A 19,259-nucleotide genomic window follows, 5' to 3' on the forward strand; every position below is an offset into this window, starting at 1 on the left:
ATTGCTTGATTACGTTTTGGCCGCGAAGCCCCGACATCCCCGATCGCCGGTGTCGCGTTCTGTAGCCTGAGTGGCGAATCGATGTGGAGGCGGCACCATGCTTGGGAAGACCATCGTCCGACTACTGGCGGCAATGACGCTGCTGACCCCTGTGGTTGTGCTCGTCGGCACCGTCGCGGGGACTCCGGGGATCTCCTGGACGTAGTTCCTGCCTGTGGATCCACTTCCTTCACATGATCCATAGGCTTCTCTCACCCGAGGTGGCGTCATGCGGGAACTACCGTGGCCTGCCAGGATCTATTTCGTCGCGATCATCGGGGCCGCGGTCTACCTGCTCGTCCACTGCATCCTCGCGCCGGAGTGGACGAGCGAGATCCACTGGCCGACGCTCCTCGTCCTCGCGCTGCTGTTTCTGGTCTGCGAGTCCGTTCCGACGTTGCTCAACGTGCCGCAGGCCGCCGTTTCCGTCAGCTACTCCGCCGCCCTGGCGGCCGTGGTCCTCGTCGGGCCAGAAGGCGCGGCGCTCGTCGGCCTGATGGCCGTCCTGAGCGTCCGGCCGGGCCTCGCCGTCGTCAAGCGCCTGTTCAACGGCGCGCAATTCGTGATCTGCGGGTACGCGGCCGGCCGGGCGTTCGAGCTCACGGGCGGCGTGCCGGGCCTGCCCAAGATCACCGACTTCCCCGGCATCCTCGTCCCGTACGGCGCGGCCACCGCGGCCTTCGTCGCCATCAACTTCGTCCTGACCGCCCTGATCATCCTGCTCGTGGCGGGGGTGGGCAAGCACCAGGTCGCGCTGCGCGGCACCGTTCAGTTCCTCGGGTCCTACGTGGGGTACGCCACGTTCGGCCTGCTGATCGCCGGGCTGTGGGCCACCGTGGAGTCGATCTCGACCGTGCTCGTGCTGCTGCCCCTGTTCGTCGCCCGCTGGGCGCTGGGCCACTACCACGCCGAGCAGCGCTCGTACGACGCGACGATCGCGGCCCTGTGCCAGGCGGTGGAGACCAAGGACTACTACACCCGGGGCCACTGCACCCGGGTCTCCGCCGCCTCCGGCATGATCGCCGAAGAGATCGGGATGGGCGCCGAGCGCCTCCAGGCCATCCGCTACGCCGGGATGCTCCACGACGTGGGCAAGCTGGGCGTGCCGACGAAGGTCCTGCAGAAGGACGGAGACCTCACCGAGGAGGAGTACGCCGCGATCCAGCTGCATCCCATGCGCGGTCTGGAGATCGTGCGGGGGATCGACTTCCTGGACGAGGCGTTCGCCGGGATCATGCACCACCACGAACGGCACGACGGGAAGGGTTACCCGATGGGCCTGGCCGGGATGGAGATCCCGGAGTTCGCCCGGATCATCGCGGTGGCGGACGCGTTCGACTCCATGACCTCCGACCGGGCCTACCGCAAGGCGAAGCCGATCGACGTCGCCGTGGGCGAGTTGCTCAAGAACGCGGGAACGCAGTTCGATCCGATCATGGTCAGCACCTTCATCAAGGCCCTGAGCCGGGACGGCTGGCATCCGCCGCAGACCGCTCCGGCTCCGTCGGACGACGTGGTCGAGACGACCGCCAAGGATCACGACGACCCGACGACGCCCATCCAGGTGGTGTCGGAGCGATGAGCGAGCGGCGGACGGCGGCGACCCGGTCGCCGGGGCTCGACTCCGGCCAACTCCTGCTCATCTGCGCGGCCGGCATGCTGACCGTCGCGGGCGTCGCCCACACAGCCGCGGCCGGGCTGGTCGACTCGCACGTGGCGATCGGGTTCGGCTTGCTGATCGCCGCGGGTGAGCTCGCCCGGCTGACCATGCCGGGCAACCGCGAGGTGGCGCCGGTCTCCACGGCCGCGTCCCTCGGATACGCGCTCCTGCTCGACGTCGGCGGCCGTGAGGCGACCCAGTCGGCGTTGCAGGTCGTCGCCGTGATGTCGGTCGGCATGATCGCCGGCGCCCTGCCGCATGTCGCCGTCGGCCGTCCGCCGCGTCTGGACGCGATGGCGAGGCGGCTCCTCGCGGGCTCGCTGCTGGCCTTCGCCTACCGTCCGGTCGCGCACCCGCTCTACGAGATCGCCGCGGCGGGGGACTGGTGGCCCGCCCTCGGCGTGATGGCTCTTCTCATCACCGTGATGTTGTCGGTCGACGTCATGATCGCCGCGATGCTCCGCGCAGAGCAGGTCAGGACCGTGTTCGGCGTGGCCGTACGGGACGAGATCAGGATGGCGGCGCCGCTGGGCGCCGCGGTGGCCGCGTCCGGGATGTTGCTCGCCCTCGCGTCGCACAGCATGGACCTGACCGCGCTGCCCGCCTTCGCGGCGCCGCTGCTGGTCACGCAGGTGGCCTTCCGCAAGTACGCCGGGATCAGGGCCACCTACCTGCAGACCGTCCGGGCGCTGAGCAGGGTCACCGAGGTGGGCGGTTACGTCGAGCCCGGCCACTCCCGCCGGGTCAGCCAGCTGTCCGTCGCCATCGGCAGGGAGCTCGGCATGGCCGAGCCGCAGCTGCTCGAGCTCGAGTACGCCGCACTCATGCACGACATCGGCCAGCTCTCCCTTCGCGATCCGATCCCGGGCGGCGCCACCGTGCTGACCGATCCCGCGCAGGCCCGGCGCATCGCGGAACTGGGTGCCGAGGTGATCAGGAAGACCGGTGTGCTGCACGCGGTCGCCGAGATCGTCCGCAGGCAGTGCGATCCGGTCGCCGACTCGCCGCCCATGGCCAGCCGGATCATCAAGGCGGCCAACGCGTACGACGACCTGGTGGGCGCGTCGACGGACAGGGACCGCGCCGCCGCGGCGTTGGAGCGGCTCCGCCTCGACGGCGGGACCGAGTACGACCCGACGGTCGTGGAGGCGATGGCCCGGGTGGTCGATCGGCTGACGATGTCGCGCATGTAGGAGTCGCGCTTGTAGAAGACGTCCCACCGGAGCCCGTCCGGGGCCGTGCTCAGGATCTTTCCTTGTGCCGGCCCTACAGATTCGCCTGTGGAGGTTCCGTCGGAACGACCGGGAAGCCGATCGTGGGAATGGCCATAGGGTGGCAGCGTGTGCGATCTCGGCCGAAGCGGACGCAGACCAAGAACAATCTGCCGTTCTGTGCCGAGCTCCTGGACGACCCCGAGTCCATGAGCGGGGACTACGACACCGGGCCGGTTTGCCGGATGAGGAAAGCCCGACAGTTGACCATGATGAAGGGAGTCCCCGTGGCCGAGGTGCGCGCCGAGATGGTGGCGAACGTGTGGAAGATCGTCGTCGAGGAGGGCGACACGGTCGAGGAGGGCGACACGCTCGTCATCCTGGAGTCGATGAAGATGGAGATCCCGGTCCTCGCCGAGGAATCCGGGGTGGTCGCCCAGCTGAAGGTCGCCGAGGGCGACGTCATCCAGGGCGGCGACCTGATCGCCGTGATCGAGTAACGACCCAGGGCCCCGCACACCCTCAGGTTGTGATCATGCACAGATTCGTGGATCGCCCGCCTGGTCAGCGAAAACATCAATCGTGATCATGCGCGGATTCGCCCGGACGCCCTGTGAACAGGGGAAACGCCGTCCGTGATCATGCATGCTCACAGCCGGGCGAGGAACCTCTCGCGGTCCACGACGACCCGTTCGATCCTGCCGGTGCCCACCAGGACGCCCCTCTTGTCGACGGCCATGATCGAGAAGACCAGTCGCCGGCCGTCCACCTCGACCAGCTCGGCGGCGATCTCCACGTGCATCCCGACCGGGCTGGGCGCGATGTGCTCCAACTGGACCTTCGTGCCGACCGATGTCTGGCCGGGCGCGAGGTAGTGCTGGACCGCCTTCACCGTGGCGCTCTCGGCGAACGAGAGCAGCCGGGGTGTGCCCAGCACCGGTACGTCGCCGCTGCCCACCCGGATCGCGGTGTCGGACCGCTCCACCATGATGAGGACCTCGGCGCGCAGGCCAGGAGCCAGTGTCATACGTGCCAGCCTATTAGTGCCCGATTAGGGTGAGGACCGTGGACCCCTTCTGCGATCACTGCGGCCGCCCGGCCGACGAGGGCGATCACGCCGCGTGCCTCGCCGCCCGGGTTATGGAGCCGCCGCGCTACTGCCCGCGATGCCGCCGCCGCATGGTGGTGCAGGTCACCCCGCGCAGCTGGTCGGCGCGCTGCTCCGAGCACGGCGGTGCGGCGAGCTGAGCCACCGCACCACGATGACGCCGTACCGCCCGCCGCCGTACCGCCCGCCGCCGTACCGCCCGCCGCCGTACCGCCCGCCGCCGTACCGCCCGCCGCCGTACCGCGACGACGAGCCCGCGGCCCTGACCTGACGGCGGGCCGGGGCTCGCACGGTCACACCCCGGTGGTGTTCCGCGGGTAGGCGATCTCCGGGTCGGTGGCGATGTTCACCAGGTACGGCACGCCGGAGTCGAAGGCCCTCTGCAATGCGGGACCGATCTCCGCCGGTGACGTCACCAGCTCGCCGGCGCCGTCGAGGGCGGTGACCACCTGGTCGTACCGCGTCTGCGGCTGAAGCTCGGCGGCCACGTCGTAGCCGTACAACATCTGCATGGGGTGCTTCTCCAGGCCCCACATGCCGTTGTTGCCGCAGATCATGACGACGGGCAGCTTGTGCCGGACCAGGGTGTCGACGTCCATCAGCGAGAACCCGGCGGCGCCGTCTCCGAGGAGCAGCACGACCTGTGAGGACGGCCGCGCGATGCGGGCCGCGATGGAGTAGCCGAGCCCGGTGCCGAGGCAGCCGTACGGACCAGGGTCGAGCCAGTTTCCGGCCTTGCGGGGCTCGACGTACTTGCCCGCGTAGGACACGAAGTCGCCGCCGTCGCCGATCACGACGGCGTCGTCGGCCAGCAGTTTGCCGAGCTCGCCGTAGATGCGCATGGGGTGGATCGGGTCGGAGTCCGACTCCAGCAGGGGCGTGTCCGCCGCGATCGCCGCCGCGGCCGTCTCGGCCAGCTTGGCCAGCCACGGGGCGTAGCCCTTGGGGTTCACGCCGGCGGCCTCACATGCCGAGGAGAGGCCCCAGAAGAGCACCGACAGGTCGCCCGCCGCCGACCCGGACAGGCCGGTGTGCGTGGCGATCTGGGAGGGCGCGTCGCCGATGTGGACGACCTTGGCGAGCGGGGCGCCGTCCTTGCCGCCGAACCAGCCGTAGCCGAGGCGGAAGTCGAGCGGGGTGCCGACGACGATCACGAGGTCCGCCTGCCCGAAGGCGGCGCCGCGCGCCCGCGTGACGAGCAGCTCGTGGCCCGCGGGCAGGATGCCCCGGCCCTGGCCGTTCGGGATGACGGGGAGACGGTATGCCTCGGCGAAGTCGCGCGCGGCCTCCTCGGCCCGTTCCATCCAGACGTCCGAGCCGAGCACGAGCACGGGCCGCTCGGCCTCGGAGATCAGCCGGGCGATCTGGGCCAGTGCCTCCTCGTCGGGCTCGAGCGGCGACGGGCTGAGCGTCTCGGTGGTGTGCGCGGCCGAGGGGGAGAACAGGTCGTCCATGTAGAAGTCCAGGAACACCGGCCCTCGGTGGGGGGCGACGGCCGTACGGAAGGCCATCTCGACGTCCTGCCCGATGGAGTCTGCGCCCGACCCGGTGAAGGCGAGCTTGGTGATGGGCTCCAGCAAGGGGGGATGGTCCATCTCCTGCAGCGCGCCCGATCCCCACCGGGACCGTGGAGCCCGGCCGCCGAGCACGACCACGGGTGACCCGTTGAAGTGGGCGGTGGCCATTCCGGAGACGCCGTTGGTGATGCCCGGGCCGGCGGTGAGGACCGCCAGACCCGGTTTTCTCGTCAGACGCGCGGTCGCCTCGGCGGCGAAGACCGCGCTCTGCTCATGGCGGACGTCGAGAATGCGCATGCCTTCGTGCACGGCCCCGTCGTAGAGGGGGAAGACGTGCCCGCCGGACAAGGTGAACATCGTCTCGACGCCGTAGGCCTGAGAAACGGCGACCGCGATGTCGCCTGCGTGCTTGGGGGACTCCATGCGGTGAACCTACCAGTCAGTCACTTAGCCGGTCTGGGCTCTTGGTCTGGCAGAACTTCCCCGAATCGCGGCGTTGACACCCTGACCGCTAGAGGGTCTGGGACAGCGCCTTGATCGGCATCTTCAGGTCGGCGAGGAGCCCGAGGTCGTCCTCGGGCGACCGGCCGAGGGTGGTCAGGTAGTTGCCCACGATGATCGCGTTGATGCCGCCGAGCATGCCGTCGCGCGTGCCGAGGTCGCCGAGCGTCAGCTCCCGCCCTCCCGCGTAGCGCAGGATCGTGCGCGGCAGGGCGAGGCGGAACGTGGCGATCGTCTTGAGCGCCTCCGTGCCCGCCACGAGCGGGTAGTCGGAGAACGGCGTGCCGGGGCGCGGGTTGAGGAAGTTGAGCGGCACCTCGTCGGGCGCCAGCTCGCCGAGCTGGGCGGCGAACTCCGCCCGCTGCTCCAGCGTTTCGCCCATGCCGACGATGCCGCCGCAGCACAGCTCCATGCCGGCGTCGCGGACCATCAGGCAGGTGTCCCAGCGCTCCTGCCAGGTGTGGGTCGTGACCACGTGGGAGAAGTGGGAGCGCGCGGTCTCGAGGTTGTGGTTGTACCGATGGACCCCCATCTCGGCGAGCTCGTCGACCTGGGCCTGGGTCAGCATGCCCAGCGAGCAGGCGACGTTGATGTCCACGGCCTCGCGGATGGCCTTCACGCCCTCGCGCACCTGGTCCATGAGCCGCCGGTCGGGGCCGCGCACGGCCGCAACGATGCAGAACTCCGTCGCCCCGGTCTGCGCGGTCTCAACCGCCGCCTGGACCAGGGAAGGAATGTCCAGCCAGGCGGCCCTGACGGGCGAGGAGAACTGGCCCGACTGCGAGCAGAAGTGGCAGTCCTCCGGGCAGCCGCCGGTCTTCAGGGAGATGATCCCCTCCACCTCGACCTCGGGACCGCACCACTTCATCCGCACCTCGTGCGCCAGCGCGAGCAACTCGGGCAGGCGCTCGTCGGGCAGGGTCAGGCAGGCCAGCGCCTGTGCCGCGTCCAGCCCCCTGCCCTGCTCCAGCACCTGGGCGCGGGCGACTTCCACGATGTCGGTCTCCAAGGGACTCCGTTCCGCTTCGGGCGACTGCGGGGTTTCGGTCACGACGAAAGCTTAAAGGTCGAGCGGAATGCGGCGGGATCGAACACACCCCCGAGGGTGGGGGCGAGTCCCGCTCGGGCGACGTCCGCGAACTCCTCCCTGGTCAGCGCGCCTGCGCCGGCCGGCAACGCGCCGGCGAGCGGTCGCGCGGCGAGCGTCTCCAGGTCGGCGACGTTGCACCGTTCGGCGAGGTCGGGCTCGGCGGGCCACGAGCCGATCACCACTCCGGCCGGCTCCAGGCCCCGGCCCGCCATGGCTTCCAGCGTGAGCGCGGTGTGGTTGAGCGTGCCCAGGGAGGGCCTCGCCACCACCACGACCAGCGCGTGGAGCTCCCTGGCCAGGTCGGCGAGCGTCCCGCCGTCTTCGTCGAAGCGGACGAGGAGGCCGCCCGCGCCTTCGACGATCACGAGCCGGTGCGACTCGGCGAGCTCACGGATGCGCGCCGCCGCCGCGGACAGCGACAACGGCGGCAGGCCCGCGGTCCGGGCAGCGGCAGCGGGAGAGAGCGGGTCGGGGAACCTGGCGAACTCGAACGTCGTCGTGACCCCCGACAGCCGGATCACCTCGTCGAGGTCGCCGGCCTCGCCCGGCGCCACACCCGTCTGCGCGGGCTTCACGACCGCGACGGCGGCGCCCCTGTCCCTTGCGAGGGCCGCGACGGCGGCCGTCACCACCGTCTTGCCGACGCCGGTGTCCGTGCCGGTGACAACGAGAATGCTCATCACCGCAGCGTAGGACCTACGGCCGCCTGAGGCGCGTCACGAACTTGTAGCGGTCGCCCCGGTAGAGGGACTGGGCGAACTCGACCGGGTTACCGTCCGCGTCGAAGGCGTGCCGGGTCAGCATGAGCATCGGCAGGCCGACGTCCACGCCGAGGATCTGCGCGTCGTACGGCGTGGCGAGCACCGTCTCGATGACCTCCTCGGCGTCGGTGAGCCGCACGTTGTACGCGGTGTGGAGCGTCTCGTAGAGCGAGGAGTGGCCTTCGAGCTCGCGCCGGAGGCGCGGGAAGCGCCGCGCGGACAGGTGGGTCGTGTCGATCGACATCGGCTCTCCGTTGGCCAGCCGCAGGCGGTGGACCCGCAGCACGCGGCCGCCCGGGTTGATCGCGAGCCGCCGACCCAGGGCCTCGTCGGCCGTGACGTAGCTGATGTCGAGGATCTTGGTGTCGGGCTCGAGGCCGACCGTCCGCAGATCGCCGGTGTACGACGTGAGCTGGAGGACCTGGGCCACCTTGGGCTGGGCGACGAACGTGCCCTTGCCCTGGATCCGCAGCAGCCGGCCCTCGACCACGAGCTCGGACAGAGCCTGGCGGACCGTCGTCCTTGAGGTCTCGAAACGCACGGCGAGGGTCCGCTCCGGCGGCAGGGCGCTGCCGGGGGGCAGGCTCTTGGTGAGCTCCAGCAGGTTCCGCTTGACGTCGTAGTACTTGGGAACCCTGGGAGAGTCCTCGCTGTGCTCCGTCACGTGTCCACCTTCAGTTCGGCCACAGCGGTGAGCGCGCCCCTGACCGCCGCGAGATCATCGGACCTCAGATCGGCCCTGGCGGTCAACCTGAGGCTGGACCGGCCACGGGGAACCGATGGTGGACGGAAGCATCCCACGCGTATGCCGCGTTCCGCACACAGGTTCGCCGCCGCGAGCGCGAGGTGCGGCGAGCCGAGCACCACGGGGACGACCGCCGCAGCGGGTTCGCTGGTCTCCAGCCCGGCCTCCCGGGCCATGCCGGCCAGGGCGCGGGCCCGGGACCGTGCCTGTCGGGGCAGGTCGGGCGACTCTTCGAGGATGTCGAGCGCGGCCAGCGCCGCTCCCGCGCAGGCGGGAGCGAGGCCGGTGTCGAAGATGAACGAACGGCCTGTGTCGACGAGCGTCTCGATCACTTCGGTGGCCCCCAGCACGGCGCCTCCCTGGGACCCCAGCGACTTGGAGAGCGTGACAGTTCTCACAATATGAGAATCCCCCGAAAGGCCCGCTTCGTGAACCGCTCCTCGGCCCTGATCGCCGACGACGCCCAGCGCGTGCGCCTCGTCCACGATCAGGAACGCGCCGTGCCGTACGGCCAGGGCGTGGAGGCGGCGCAGCGGCGCGAGGTCGCCGTCGACGGAGAAGACGGCGTCGGTCACGATGATCGCGTGCTCCTCCGAGCGCTCGGAGAGGACCTTGGCGACGGCGTCGGCGTCCCCGTGGGGGGTCACCTCCACCCGCGACCGCGACAGGCGGCAGGCGTCGACGATCGAGGCGTGGTTGCCGGAGTCCGAGACCACGAGCCCGCCCCGCGCCAAAGCGGCGACCGCGCCCAGGTTGGCGAGATATCCAGAGGAGAAGACGAGGGCGCGGTCGGCCTGGGTGAAGGCGGCCAGCCGCTCCTCCAGATCGGCGTGAAGCCGGGTCGTCCCCGTGACCAGCCGTGAGCCGGTCGAGCCCGTGCCCCATTCGCGGGTCGCCCGCACGGAGGCCTCCACCAGGCGCTCGTCCCTGGAAAGGCCCAGGTAGTCGTTGGAGGCCAGGTCCAGCAGGCCGTCGTGATCGGGGGTCCGCGGACGCAGGACCCGCCGCAGGCCCGCGGTCTCCCGCTCGGCGGCGGCCATGCGCAATCTGTCGAGCGGTCGCGTCATGGAGTGCATACTGCCAGGTGACAGAGGTCGATTCGCTTTCAGGCCGCTTCACGTCGCATCATGCACACGTGCCGACTCTCAGCGACCTGGTGTGCCGTCACACCGCGCTCGAACCAGCCGACCTCGACTGGATCCACTCTCTGGTCTCCGACTGGCAGCTGCTCGCCGACCTGTCCTTCGCCGACCTGATCCTGTGGATCCCGCACAGGGACGGTTCCGGTTGGGTGGCGGTGGCGCAGATGCGGCCGACGACCGGGCCCACCGTGTACCACGACGACGTCGTGGGCGCGATCTCCGGCAAGGGGGAGCGGCCGCTGATCGACATCGCGTGGACCGAGCACCGGATCTGCAGGGAGGGCGACCCCGACTGGTCCAGCGGTGTGCCGGTCAGGGAGGAGACCATCCCGGTACGGCGGGGCCGCGGCGGCCACTTCATCGGGGTCATCCAGCGCTCGACGAACCTGTCGTCGGCCCGCACGCCGTCCCGGCTGGAGCTGACCTACCTGCAGAGCGCCTCAGACCTCGCCCAGATGGTCGCCGAGGGCCGGTTCCCCTTCAAGGAGGAGGAGCCGCTTCTGGTCCGCTCGCCGCGCGTGGGCGACGGCCTGCTGCGCCTCGACCGGGCAGGACGGGTGACCTACGCCTCCCCGAACGCGCTGTCGGCCTACCGGCGTCTCGGCCTCCACGCCGACCTCGTCGGCGCGGACCTCGGGAAGACGACCGCCGACCTGTGCTACTCGGACGAGCCGATCAACGAGGACCTGATGCTCGTCGCCAGTGGCAAGGAGCCCCGGGAGACCGAGGTGGAGCACGGCGGCACGGTGGTCCAGTTGCGGGCGATCCCGCTGATCGTAGGTGGGGGACGGATCGGCGCCCTCGTGCTGATCCGCGACGTGACCGAGCTGCGGCGGCGGGAGCGCGAGCTGCTGACCAAGGACGCCACGATCCGCGAGATCCATCACCGCGTCAAGAACAACCTGCAGACGGTGGCGGCGTTGCTGCGGCTCCAGGCGCGCCGGCTCAACAACCCGGAGGGTCAGGAGGCCCTCAACGAGGCGGTCCGGCGGGTCGGCTCGATCGCGATCGTCCACGAGATCCTCGCGCAGATGCCCGAGGAGATGGTCGAGTTCGACGACATCGCGGACCGGGTCATCACGATGACGGCGGAGGTGTCACTGGCCCACGTGCTGCCTCGGCGGATCGGGAGTTTCGGGGTGCTGCCCGCCGCTGTGGCCACCCCGATCGCGATGGTCCTCACAGAGCTGTTGCAGAATGCCGTTGAGCACGGTTTCTCGCACAAGTCGGGGAATGTGCAGGTGATCGCACATCGCGATTCCGACCGGCTGGAGGTGGTGGTGGCGGACGACGGGAAGGGCCTGCCGCCGGATTTCGACCTCGAGGCGACCGGCAGTCTGGGGCTGCAGATCGTGCGCACGCTGGTCGTCGGCGAGCTGTCGGGCCGCCTGGCCGTCGAACGAAGGAAAGGCGGGGGTACCGAGGTCATCCTGAGCATTCCAGTGCAGCCCGAAATCAGGGGCGAGGCTGGAAGTCCTCGGTGATCAGGCGGCCGGTCAGACGCCGGCCCGGGCACGAGCGCGAGCGGTACGGCGCTTGAGGGCGCGTCGCTCGTCCTCGCTGAGTCCGCCCCAGACACCGGCGTCCTGGCCGGACTCCAGAGCCCACTTGAGGCATGACTCGGTGACCGAGCACTGCCGGCACACCTGCTTGGCCTCTTCGATCTGCATCAGCGCGGGACCCGTGTTCCCGATGGGGAAGAACAGCTCCGGATCCACGTCACGGCAGGCAGCGCGGTGGCGCCAGTCCATGCGTTCCACTCCTTCGTCAAGTGGAGCCTCGTGGCTCCGCTGGCCGTCGAAACTTTGTGAACACTTTCACTAGCTAATGCGTGGACTTGCCCGGCGCTGAGGTTCGGGCCGGGCTTGTCCACATGATCGCCGGAGTCCTTGAGGGAAGCTGTGGCTTCCGTAAAGGTCCTACGTTCCGACGTCGTACTTCAGCTTTTCAGCCGGGACTAGACCACACAAGAGGTTTGGGACAAGGTTTTGCCCGGCATGGCTGTCGGATGCGTCACACTATGACTACATGTGACAGGCTAGACCAGGACTTGTAATGCGTCCGGGATGGACCGGAATTCCACCCATTCACGTTCTCCCAGGTAGTCGCCGTCGAGTTGGAAGGCGACCGGACGGGCCGCCACCAACGTGAACTTTTGTTCGTCATGGACTTGAACGAGGTGCTTACCCCTTGGTAATCCCGAGTGGTCTCCGACGATCTGCCGGACGAAGGAGAGGAACGAGGGCAGTCCCAGCTTCCGCAGCCCGAGCACGTCGAGCCCCGTCTCGAAGCCGGCCCACGGCGTCGGGGTGATCGGACGGGACCCCGCGTAGGTCCAGGGCGAGACGTTGGAGACGATCGCCAGGAAGATCCCAGGAGTGTCGGGCACGCGTGGCCGTACCAGCCGCAGGGCGGGGTGGCGGCGGTCGGTCACGAAGAAGTGCCGCACCGCGGTGTTCACGTAGAGGGTCGGGCGTGCCCGGTAGCCCGCGCTGCGCAGGCCCTCAACCGCTCTGACGACCTCCGCGTCGTACCCGAGCCCCGCACAGAAGGTGAAATATCGCGACATGCGGTGCTCGGCTGAGCCTGTGGGGCCGGGATCCAGCCCCGCCGCCTCGTCATGCCAGATCGCCTGGCCGAGCCCGATGGTCCGGCTGCGCCCGTCGCGGAGCGCCTCGAGCACGGCGCCGGTCGCCTCGACCGGGTCGTTGGGCAGGCCGAGCGCGCGGGCGAAGACGTTGGCGCTGCCGCCGGGGATGACGATGAGACGGGGGCGGCGGCTCGCATCCTCGCCGGGCTGGCCGTCGAGCATTCCGTTGACGGTCTCGTTGATCGTGCCGTCGCCGCCGAGGACGGCGACCGCGTCGAATCCCTTGGCGTGAGCCTCGCCCGCGAGTACGGCCGCATGGCCCCGGTAGGCGGTCTCCTCGACGGAAAGATCCACGGCTGCTCCGAGCGCACGGATGAGCACGTCCCGGGTGCGCTGGTTCGTGGAGGTCGCCTTCGGATTGATGACGAGAAGAGCCCGCATGCCTGAAGGTTAGACGACGTTTTGCCGCCCCCGCCGGGGACTTCCCGCACGTACGCGGCGACGACGCCCCGATCGGGCCGAATGGCCGTACGGGTAGGGTTGGGCACTGTGATCAGCCACACCGCCGGTCGCCCGGCGACCCTGACCGTCGCGGCGGCCGTACTGGCCGCCGAGGGCGTGTTCGCCCTGGTACTCGGAGGCTACGTCGGCGTCGAGACCGTGGTCGGCCGGCCCGCTGATCTGATCAGCGCCCTGATCGTCGCGGCGTTCGGCGTGCTGCTCGGCCTGGCCCTGCTCTGGGTGGCCTGGGGCGTGTGGCAGGCGCTGCGCTGGAGCAGGGGGCCGGGCGTGGTGACCCAGATTTTCATCGTGCCGGTGGCGATCTCCCTGATCGGCGCCGGCCAGCACATGTACGGCTGGCCGCTCGTCGTCCTGGCGGTGATCGCACTGGTCGCACTGCTTGCGCCGCCGTCGACGCAGGCACTGATGGGCGAAGAGGGCTCCCCGGAGGATTCCCAGGGGCCGCGGGGCTGATCCCGCGGCCCTCTAGTCTTCGGCGGTCAGGCCTTCGCGCAGCTGGGCCAGGGTCCTGGCCAGCAGGCGGGAGACGTGCATCTGCGAGATGCCCAGCTCGGTCGCGATCTGCGACTGGGTCATGTTCCCGAAGAAGCGGAGCAGCAGGATGCGCTTCTCCCGCGGAGGCAGGCGCTCAAGCAGCGGCTTCAGGGACTCGCGATACTCGACGCCCTCGAGCGACTCGTCGACGATGCCCAGCGAGTCGGACACGGCGGGCGCGTCGTCGTCACCCGAGTCGGGGGCGTCGAGGGAGACCGTCGAGTAGGCGTTCGCCGACTCCAGGCCCTCCAGCACCTCTTCCTCGGTCATCTGCAGGTGCGCGGCGAGCTCGGCGACCGTGGGCGCGCGGCTCTCCCGTTGGGACAGCTCGCTTATCGCCTTCGTCAGCGAGAGCTTGAGCTCCTGCAGGCGGCGCGGCACCCGGACGGCCCAGCCCTTGTCGCGGAAGTGACGCTTGATCTCACCGACGATCGTCGGCGTCGCATAGGTGGAGAACTCGACGCCACGAGCCAGGTCGAACCGGTCGATCGACTTGATGAGGCCGATCGTGGCGACCTGCGTGAGGTCGTCGAGCCACTCGCCGCGGTTGCGGAAGCGCCGGGCGAGGTACTCCACCAGCGGCAGGTGCAGCTCCACGAGCTCGTCGCGGATACGCTGCCGCCGCGGGTCGTCTGCCGGCAACTCCGACAGCTCGCCGAACAGCGTGCGAGCCCGCACGCGGTCGGGAACCGCCGAGTCGCCGGAGGCCATGGCACGGGTCCTTTCGGTCACGCCGGCCTCGCCGCGCCTCGCCGCTTGCGCAGCATGATCGCCATGTGATCGGGATGATCGGAGATGGCGTCCACATCGTCGGCCAGGGCGGTCAGCACCATCCAGGCGAAGTCGTCTCGCTTGGGGCTGCTGACTCCGACCGTGTCGACCTCCACACGGACCGTCATCTCCTGTCCCGTGAGCTCGAACTCGGCCCGGAGATCGGTGCCCGGCACCGCATGCCGCAGAAGCATGGCGCACGCCTCGTCGACCGCGATGCGGAGATCCTCGATCTGGTCCAGGGTGAAGTCGAGCCGCGCCGCGAGCCCGGCCGTGGCCGTGCGCAGCACAGACAGATAGGCGCTCACGGCGGGCAGTCGAACGCTCACAGCGTCCCGGATCCCGGTCACATCCACCGCAGGCGTCTCGGTTTCCTCGGTCACGTTCCTCCTCGCCCATTCGAGCCGGCGCAGTGCCGTTGTCTGCAACTTACCGCCACTCACTCCATGTTGCTTCGCTCGGACGCGCCGATTGTGGTGATCTTGGGGGTAACTCCTCGTAAATTCCCTGGGGTTTCTCTGCCCGTGACCGGAGCCTCACCTGGGCCCGGAAATGATCAGGCCCCGCGCGGTCGAACGACCGTGCGGGGCCTGGTGATCGCCTGGCTCAGGCGGCCGCCTTCGTCTCCCAGAAGATCTTGGCGATTTCGTCGATCTTCGCGAGAAGCTCGTCGGCCTGCGCGGGGTCGACCGTTCCCTTGCCGCCGGCCGCGCCGGCGAGCTTGGTCGCGTCCCAGAACAGCTGGTGAAGCTGCGGGTACTGCTCCAGGTGCGGGGGCTTGAAGTAGTCGGTCCACAGCACCCACAGGTGATGCTTCACCAGTTCGGCGCGCTGTTCCTTGATGATGAGGGCGCGGGTCCTGAAGACCGGGTCGTCACTGTCGGCGTACTTCTTCATGATCGCCTTGACGGACTCGGCCTCGATGCGGGCCTGGGCCGGGTCGTAGACCCCGCACGGCAGGTCGCAGTGGGCGGACGCCTCGTGCTTGGGCCGCAGCAGTCGTGCGAGCATCTGAATCCTTCCGTAGGAATGCAGCACTGTCCAAGCCCGACCTTACTCGTACCGGAAACAACTAGTCCGTGGAGGGGGATGTGATCACAGCCGTCCGTGTCACGGGGGACTCGATGATCCCCGCACTGCGCCCCGGAGACTGGCTCCTGGTACGGCGGGGCGCCGCGATCAGGCCGGGAGATGTCGTGGTCGCCAGGCGGCCGCACGGCCTGATCGTCAAGCGGGCCTTCCGGCTCACGGACGAGGGCTGGTGGGTGGAGAGCGACAACCAGCGGGCCCCAGGGCGACAGGACAGCTGGAACTTCGGCGCCGTCCCCGCCGATGACGTCGTGGGCCGGGTCGTCGCGCGCTACTGGCCCTGGCCGTTGCGCTTGTTCTGGCGGGCGCGGTAGGCCGCGACGTTGGCCCGGCTCGCGCACCGCTCCGAGCAGTAGCGCCGGGACCGGTTGGAGGACGTGTCCAGATAGGCGTTGCGGCACGGCGTGGCCTGGCAGATGCCCAGTCGGTCGGCGCCGAGGCTCGTGACCACGCTGGCGAGGCCCATGACCGACCCGACGGCGAGGGCGTCGGCGACCCGGCCGCCCTCCGTCAGGTGCATGTGCCAGGCCTGCCCGTCGTGGCCGGAGATCTGCGGATGCACGGGATGGCGGACGAGAAGGCCGTTGAGCCGCTCGACCACGTCCGCCTCGTCGCCCGCGGCCGCGGACTCGAACACGCCCCTGAGTTCTTCGCGCAGTTCACGCAGGGCGTCGAGGTCCCGCCGCGTGACGCGGGCGGCCGACTCGGTCCGGCCGGTCTCCTCCAGGAGGGCGCGCAGCGTGTCGAGACTGTTCAGGTCCTCGGTGCGGTTGACCAGGAGGACGGCCAGTTCTGCATATGACGTCAGGTCCACTGGGACGACCTAGGGATGTAAGGGACGACTCCGTTCATCGAGTATTACACGGCAGGGGTTCGCACGGAACTCCCCAGGTCACGGATGATCTCTTCCTCATCCCGATCCTTCGGCTCCCAGGCGTGTGGCACAATCGGAAAACGGGTGACCCCCGTACCCCCTCAAGAGACGACCGTCAACGACGACGGCCTCCGGCGGCTACCGAAGCCTGGGCTTTCGTTCTCTTGCGGCGTCTAGAAGGAACTCGTCCTTTCGACACTGGGGTCGCTGTGACCGTCTCACCTGTTTCCTTGGCATCGCTGGATCTGGATCCGGCCTTCGCGCTCCATCGCGGAGGCAAGCTGGAGGTCCGCTCCACCGTTCCGGTCCGCGACGCGGACGACCTGTCGCTCGCCTACACGCCGGGTGTCGCCCGCGTCTGCTCGGCGATCGCCGACAACCCCGAACTGGCCAACGACTACACCTGGGTCTCCAACGTCGTCGCCGTGGTCTCCGACGGCACGGCGGTGCTCGGGCTCGGCGACATCGGGCCCTCGGCCGCCATGCCCGTGATGGAGGGCAAGGCGTTGCTGTTCAAGCAGTTCGCCGGCGTCGACGCCGTCCCGATCTGCCTCGACTGCACCGATGTGGACGCCCTGGTCGAGACCGTGACCAGGCTCGCGCCGTCGTTCGGCGGCATCAACCTCGAGGACATCAGCGCGCCGCGGTGCTTCGAGGTCGAGGACCGGCTGCGCGAGGCGCTCGCCGTCCCCGTCTTCCACGACGACCAGCACGGCACCGCGATCGTCGTGCTGGCCGCCCTGCGGAACGCGGCCCGCCTCACCGGCAGGCCGCTGGGCGATCTCCGGGCGGTGGTCGCAGGCGCCGGCGCCTCGGGTGTCGCCGTGACCCGGATCCTGCTCAACGCCGGCATCGGCGACATCGCGGTCAGCGACTCCAAGGGCATCGTGCACTCCGGGCGCGAGAACCTGCACCCGGTCAAGGAGGCGCTCGCCCGCGAGACCAACAAGCTCGGCCTGACCGGCTCGACCGAGCAGGCCCTCACGGGCGCCGACGTGTTCATCGGCCTGTCGGGCTCGACGGTCTCCGAGGCCGCCGTGGCGGCGATGGCGCCCGAGGCGATGGTCTTCGCGCTGTCCAACCCGACCCCCGAGATCGAGCCGTCGGTGGCGGCCCGCCACGCCAGGGTCGTCGCGACCGGCCGTTCCGACTTCCCGAACCAGATCAACAACGTGCTCGCCTTCCCCGGCGTCTTCCGCGGGGCGCTCGACGTACGGGCTCGGACGATCACGGAGAACATGAAGGTGGCGGCCGCGACGGCGCTCGCCGACGTGGTGGGGGACGCGGTTTCCGAGGAGTACGTCATCCCCTCGCCGTTCGACGACCGGGTCGCCCCCGCCGTGGCCGCGGCGGTCTCCGCCCAAGCCCGCCTCGACGGCGTCGCCCGCGCATAACCCCTTCCCCCGTGATCATGCACCCCTTCGGGCGTGTGCCCAGTCACCTGCGCCTCCTCGCGCCGTGATCATGCACACGTTCGGGGGTGTACGGCGCCACCTGCGAAGACCTCGTTCGTGATCATGCGCGGATTCGTGCGCGTGCGGCCCCACCTGTGAAGCCTCGAGTCGTGATCATGCATCGCCTGATGCGTGTTCCGACTCGAGGCTTTTCGTCTGGAAGGCCCGGGGAAACTTGGGAATCCCTTGGGGGTTTCACGCTACGTGCTATAAAGAGAGCTCTCCGTTACCTATCGGCTATGCCTGTCCTGGGTGAGGAGAGCGATGCGACGCGAACCCAACCGGCTGCTCCAGCAGCACCTGGCCGAGGCGGGCCTGTCCCGCAAGGCGCTGGCCGGCCGGCTGAACGATCTCGGCTCCGCCCGCGGGCTGACCGGGATGAGATATGACCATGGTTCGGTGCTGCGCTGGGTGGGTGGTCAGCGCCCGCGCGATCCGGTGCCGAGCCTCCTGGCGGAGATCTTTTCGCTGCGGCTCGGGAGGCCGGTGTCCGCGGAGGACATCGGCATGCCACGCGGAGCAGTCCCTCTCGATCTCGGACAGGAGTTCCCCCATTCGTGGGAGGAGGGTGTGGCAGGCGTGACAGCACTGTGGAAGGCCGACGTCGAGCGGCGCAGGTTCCTGCTCGATTCCACCTTCGCTCTGGGAGCGGGTTCCGCCGGGATCGCCCGCTGGCTGACGGTCCCGGCCCAGGACCGGCTCTCCGCGAACGGCCCGCGCAAGGTGGGCGTCTCCGACGTGACCGCGATCCATGAGGTCACCCGTTCGTTCAGCGAACTGGACAACCGGTTCGGTGGTGGCAGCATTCGTGGACCGGTCGTGAAATATCTGGATACGGCGGTTACGCCTCTCCTGCGTGACGGCTCGTACGGCGACGCAACCGGGAGGGCGCTCGCCACCGCGGCGGCCGAGCTCACCAGGCTCGCCGGCTGGATGGCCTACGACCTCGAACAGCACGGCCTGGCTCAGCGGTACCTGATCCAGGCGCTCGGGCTGGCCCGCGGCGCGGGGGATCACGGCCTCGGCGGGGAGATCCTCGCGGGGTTGAGCCATCAGGCTCTCTACATCGGGCAGCCCCGGCACGGTCTCGATCTCGCGCGGGCGGCCACGATGGCGGCCACCCGGTCGGGGATCTTCTCCCTGCTGGCCGAGGCCCACGTGCAGGAGGCGCACGCGTTCGCCCAGCTCGGCGATGGTCCGTCGTGCGCCGCCTCGCTCCACCAGGCCGAGAAGGCCTTCGACCGGCGTTCGCCGCAGGACGAGCCCCGATGGATCTCCTACTTCGACGAGGCCTATCTCGCGGCCAAGTCGGCTCACTGCCTCCGCGACCTCGGCGACGGGGCGGCCGCCGTACGGCATGCCCGGCGGTCGCTGCGGATGGACGGGCGGTTCGTGCGTGGCCGCATGTTCAACCTCTCGCTCCTGGCGTCGGCGCTGGTGCAGCAGGGCGAGCTGGAGGAGGCGTGCCTAGCCGCCGGCTCCGCCTTCGATCTCGCCAGGAGCCTCCAGTCTGTACGGACCAGGTCGTACGTGGACGACTTACGCAAACGGCTTGAGCCGTACGCGGGGGAGCCGCAGGTGGCGGACCTGCTCGCCCGCAACGGTGTCCCCGTCTGACCTCCCTGGGCGGGCAACCGGGGTAGTCCGCTTT

22 protein-coding genes are annotated in these 19,259 nt (G+C 69.6%); 9 read left to right on the forward strand and 13 right to left on the reverse strand.

Features of this window, described 5'->3' with window-relative positions; translation table 11 throughout:
- Positions 1-268 precede the first annotated feature (268 nt).
- The 3 genes from Pka01_RS38545 to Pka01_RS38555 all read left to right on the forward strand — a co-directional run bounded on the left by Pka01_RS38545 (position 269) and on the right by Pka01_RS38555 (position 3,410).
- Positions 269-1,621 (forward strand): HD-GYP domain-containing protein, encoded by a 1,353-nt coding sequence (locus Pka01_RS38545; protein WP_203887953.1) that lies wholly within the window; start codon positions 269-271, stop codon positions 1,619-1,621.
- Entirely contained in the window at positions 1,618-2,892 is a 1,275-nt protein-coding gene (locus Pka01_RS38550) for an HD-GYP domain-containing protein (protein ID WP_203887954.1), read from the forward strand. The genes Pka01_RS38545 and Pka01_RS38550 overlap by 4 nt, the downstream gene beginning before the upstream one ends.
- A 305-nt stretch (positions 2,893-3,197) precedes the next feature.
- Positions 3,198-3,410, forward strand: coding sequence for a biotin/lipoyl-binding carrier protein (locus Pka01_RS38555; protein WP_203887989.1), 213 nt, complete (start codon positions 3,198-3,200; stop codon positions 3,408-3,410).
- A gap of 149 nt (positions 3,411-3,559) precedes the next feature.
- On the opposite strand, the gene Pka01_RS38560 is transcribed toward Pka01_RS38555, so the two are convergent.
- Positions 3,560-3,937: a thioesterase family protein gene (locus Pka01_RS38560; protein WP_239116195.1), complete on the reverse strand. Its 378-nt coding sequence runs from the start codon at positions 3,935-3,937 to the stop codon at positions 3,560-3,562.
- Positions 3,938-3,975: 38 nt separating this feature from the next.
- On the opposite strand from Pka01_RS38560, the gene bsaP reads away from it, so the two are divergent.
- Positions 3,976-4,158, forward strand: a complete 183-nt coding sequence (bsaP, locus tag Pka01_RS41760; protein ID WP_444544170.1) for a biotin synthase auxiliary protein BsaP — start codon at positions 3,976-3,978, stop codon at positions 4,156-4,158.
- Here bsaP and Pka01_RS38565 read toward each other — a convergent pair.
- The 6 genes from Pka01_RS38565 to Pka01_RS38590 all read right to left on the reverse strand — a co-directional run bounded on the left by Pka01_RS38565 (position 4,103) and on the right by Pka01_RS38590 (position 9,699).
- Positions 4,103-4,309: a hypothetical protein gene (locus tag Pka01_RS38565; RefSeq protein ID WP_203887955.1), complete on the reverse strand. Its 207-nt coding sequence runs from the start codon at positions 4,307-4,309 to the stop codon at positions 4,103-4,105. The two genes, bsaP and Pka01_RS38565, sit on opposite strands and share 56 nt — an antisense overlap.
- Positions 4,310-4,311: 2 nt before the next feature.
- Entirely contained in the window at positions 4,312-5,958 is a 1,647-nt protein-coding gene (locus Pka01_RS38570; protein WP_203887956.1) for an acetolactate synthase, read from the reverse strand.
- A gap of 88 nt (positions 5,959-6,046) precedes the next feature.
- A complete protein-coding gene (gene bioB / locus Pka01_RS38575) occupies positions 6,047-7,087 on the reverse strand; it encodes a biotin synthase BioB (protein ID WP_239116198.1) in 1,041 nt (346 codons plus the stop codon).
- Positions 7,084-7,806, reverse strand: coding sequence for a dethiobiotin synthase (gene bioD, locus Pka01_RS38580; RefSeq protein WP_203887957.1), 723 nt, complete (start codon positions 7,804-7,806; stop codon positions 7,084-7,086). Before bioD ends, bioB begins: the two co-directional genes overlap by 4 nt.
- Before the next feature lie 16 nt (positions 7,807-7,822).
- A complete protein-coding gene (locus tag Pka01_RS38585; RefSeq protein ID WP_203887958.1) occupies positions 7,823-8,551 on the reverse strand; it encodes a GntR family transcriptional regulator in 729 nt (242 codons plus the stop codon).
- Complete coding sequence (locus Pka01_RS38590) at positions 8,548-9,699, reverse strand: 8-amino-7-oxononanoate synthase (protein ID WP_203887959.1); 1,152 nt, start codon at positions 9,697-9,699, stop codon at positions 8,548-8,550. Before Pka01_RS38590 ends, Pka01_RS38585 begins: the two co-directional genes overlap by 4 nt.
- A 68-nt stretch (positions 9,700-9,767) precedes the next feature.
- Between Pka01_RS38590 and Pka01_RS38595 the strand changes: the two genes are divergently transcribed.
- Positions 9,768-11,258, forward strand: a complete 1,491-nt coding sequence (locus Pka01_RS38595; protein ID WP_203887960.1) for a PAS domain-containing sensor histidine kinase — start codon at positions 9,768-9,770, stop codon at positions 11,256-11,258.
- Between the two features lie 12 nt (positions 11,259-11,270).
- Here the strand turns inward: Pka01_RS38595 and Pka01_RS38600 are convergent, their stop codons facing one another.
- Both Pka01_RS38600 and Pka01_RS38605 read right to left on the reverse strand, forming a co-directional pair.
- On the reverse strand, positions 11,271-11,525 hold the full coding sequence (locus Pka01_RS38600; RefSeq protein WP_203887961.1) for a WhiB family transcriptional regulator: 255 nt from the start codon (positions 11,523-11,525) through the stop codon (positions 11,271-11,273).
- Positions 11,526-11,812: 287 nt separating this feature from the next.
- Positions 11,813-12,805, reverse strand: a complete 993-nt coding sequence (locus Pka01_RS38605; protein ID WP_203887962.1) for a diacylglycerol/lipid kinase family protein — start codon at positions 12,803-12,805, stop codon at positions 11,813-11,815.
- Between the two features lie 108 nt (positions 12,806-12,913).
- On the opposite strand from Pka01_RS38605, the gene Pka01_RS38610 reads away from it, so the two are divergent.
- Positions 12,914-13,339, forward strand: a complete 426-nt coding sequence (locus Pka01_RS38610; protein WP_239116200.1) for a hypothetical protein — start codon at positions 12,914-12,916, stop codon at positions 13,337-13,339.
- Between the two features lie 12 nt (positions 13,340-13,351).
- Here the strand turns inward: Pka01_RS38610 and Pka01_RS38615 are convergent, their stop codons facing one another.
- The 3 genes from Pka01_RS38615 to sodN form a co-directional block, all read right to left on the reverse strand.
- Positions 13,352-14,131: an RNA polymerase sigma factor SigF gene (locus Pka01_RS38615; RefSeq protein WP_203887992.1), complete on the reverse strand. Its 780-nt coding sequence runs from the start codon at positions 14,129-14,131 to the stop codon at positions 13,352-13,354.
- Between the two features lie 17 nt (positions 14,132-14,148).
- Positions 14,149-14,574, reverse strand: a complete 426-nt coding sequence (locus Pka01_RS38620; RefSeq protein WP_203887964.1) for an ATP-binding protein — start codon at positions 14,572-14,574, stop codon at positions 14,149-14,151.
- 223 nt (positions 14,575-14,797) lie between these two features.
- Complete coding sequence (gene sodN, locus Pka01_RS38625; RefSeq protein WP_203887965.1) at positions 14,798-15,202, reverse strand: superoxide dismutase, Ni; 405 nt, start codon at positions 15,200-15,202, stop codon at positions 14,798-14,800.
- A gap of 80 nt (positions 15,203-15,282) precedes the next feature.
- Here sodN and Pka01_RS38630 point away from each other — a divergent pair, with 80 nt between their 5' ends.
- Positions 15,283-15,594 carry a S24 family peptidase gene (locus tag Pka01_RS38630; protein WP_203887966.1) on the forward strand — a complete coding sequence of 104 codons (312 nt, stop codon included), beginning with the start codon at positions 15,283-15,285 and terminating at the stop codon, positions 15,592-15,594.
- Here the strand turns inward: Pka01_RS38630 and Pka01_RS38635 are convergent.
- Positions 15,552-16,094 carry a CGNR zinc finger domain-containing protein gene (locus Pka01_RS38635; protein WP_203887967.1) on the reverse strand — a complete coding sequence of 181 codons (543 nt, stop codon included), beginning with the start codon at positions 16,092-16,094 and terminating at the stop codon, positions 15,552-15,554. The two genes, Pka01_RS38630 and Pka01_RS38635, sit on opposite strands and share 43 nt — an antisense overlap.
- A gap of 290 nt (positions 16,095-16,384) precedes the next feature.
- Between Pka01_RS38635 and Pka01_RS38640 the strand changes: the two genes are divergently transcribed.
- Together Pka01_RS38640 and Pka01_RS38645 are read left to right on the forward strand one after the other, a co-directional pair.
- On the forward strand, positions 16,385-17,548 hold the full coding sequence (locus tag Pka01_RS38640; protein ID WP_239116202.1) for an NAD(P)-dependent malic enzyme: 1,164 nt from the start codon (positions 16,385-16,387) through the stop codon (positions 17,546-17,548).
- Between the two features lie 324 nt (positions 17,549-17,872).
- Complete coding sequence (locus Pka01_RS38645; RefSeq protein WP_203887969.1) at positions 17,873-19,225, forward strand: NsdA family TPR-like regulatory protein; 1,353 nt, start codon at positions 17,873-17,875, stop codon at positions 19,223-19,225.
- Positions 19,226-19,259 lie beyond the last annotated feature (34 nt).

This window comes from Planotetraspora kaengkrachanensis, assembly GCF_016862895.1.
GTDB classification, from domain to species: domain Bacteria; phylum Actinomycetota; class Actinomycetes; order Streptosporangiales; family Streptosporangiaceae; genus Planotetraspora; species Planotetraspora kaengkrachanensis.

Excerpts from the sequence above, each read along its gene's own strand:
- Pka01_RS38570 (WP_203887956.1), bottom strand. The coding sequence starts at position 5,958 with ATGGAGTCCCCCAAGCACGCAGGCGACATCGCGGTCGCCGTTTCTCAG.
- Pka01_RS38605 (WP_203887962.1), bottom strand. The coding sequence starts at position 12,805 with ATGCGGGCTCTTCTCGTCATCAATCCGAAGGCGACCTCCACGAACCAG.
- bioD (WP_203887957.1), bottom strand. The coding sequence starts at position 7,806 with ATGAGCATTCTCGTTGTCACCGGCACGGACACCGGCGTCGGCAAGACG.
- Pka01_RS38600 (WP_203887961.1), bottom strand. The coding sequence starts at position 11,525 with ATGGACTGGCGCCACCGCGCTGCCTGCCGTGACGTGGATCCGGAGCTG.
- Pka01_RS38545 (WP_203887953.1), top strand. The coding sequence starts at position 269 with ATGCGGGAACTACCGTGGCCTGCCAGGATCTATTTCGTCGCGATCATC.
- Pka01_RS38550 (WP_203887954.1), top strand. The coding sequence starts at position 1,618 with ATGAGCGAGCGGCGGACGGCGGCGACCCGGTCGCCGGGGCTCGACTCC.
- Pka01_RS38645 (WP_203887969.1), top strand. The coding sequence starts at position 17,873 with ATGCGACGCGAACCCAACCGGCTGCTCCAGCAGCACCTGGCCGAGGCG.
- Pka01_RS38590 (WP_203887959.1), bottom strand. The coding sequence starts at position 9,699 with ATGACGCGACCGCTCGACAGATTGCGCATGGCCGCCGCCGAGCGGGAG.
- sodN (WP_203887965.1), bottom strand. The coding sequence starts at position 15,202 with ATGCTCGCACGACTGCTGCGGCCCAAGCACGAGGCGTCCGCCCACTGC.
- Pka01_RS38615 (WP_203887992.1), bottom strand. The coding sequence starts at position 14,131 with ATGGCCTCCGGCGACTCGGCGGTTCCCGACCGCGTGCGGGCTCGCACG.
- Pka01_RS38560 (WP_239116195.1), bottom strand. The coding sequence starts at position 3,937 with ATGACACTGGCTCCTGGCCTGCGCGCCGAGGTCCTCATCATGGTGGAG.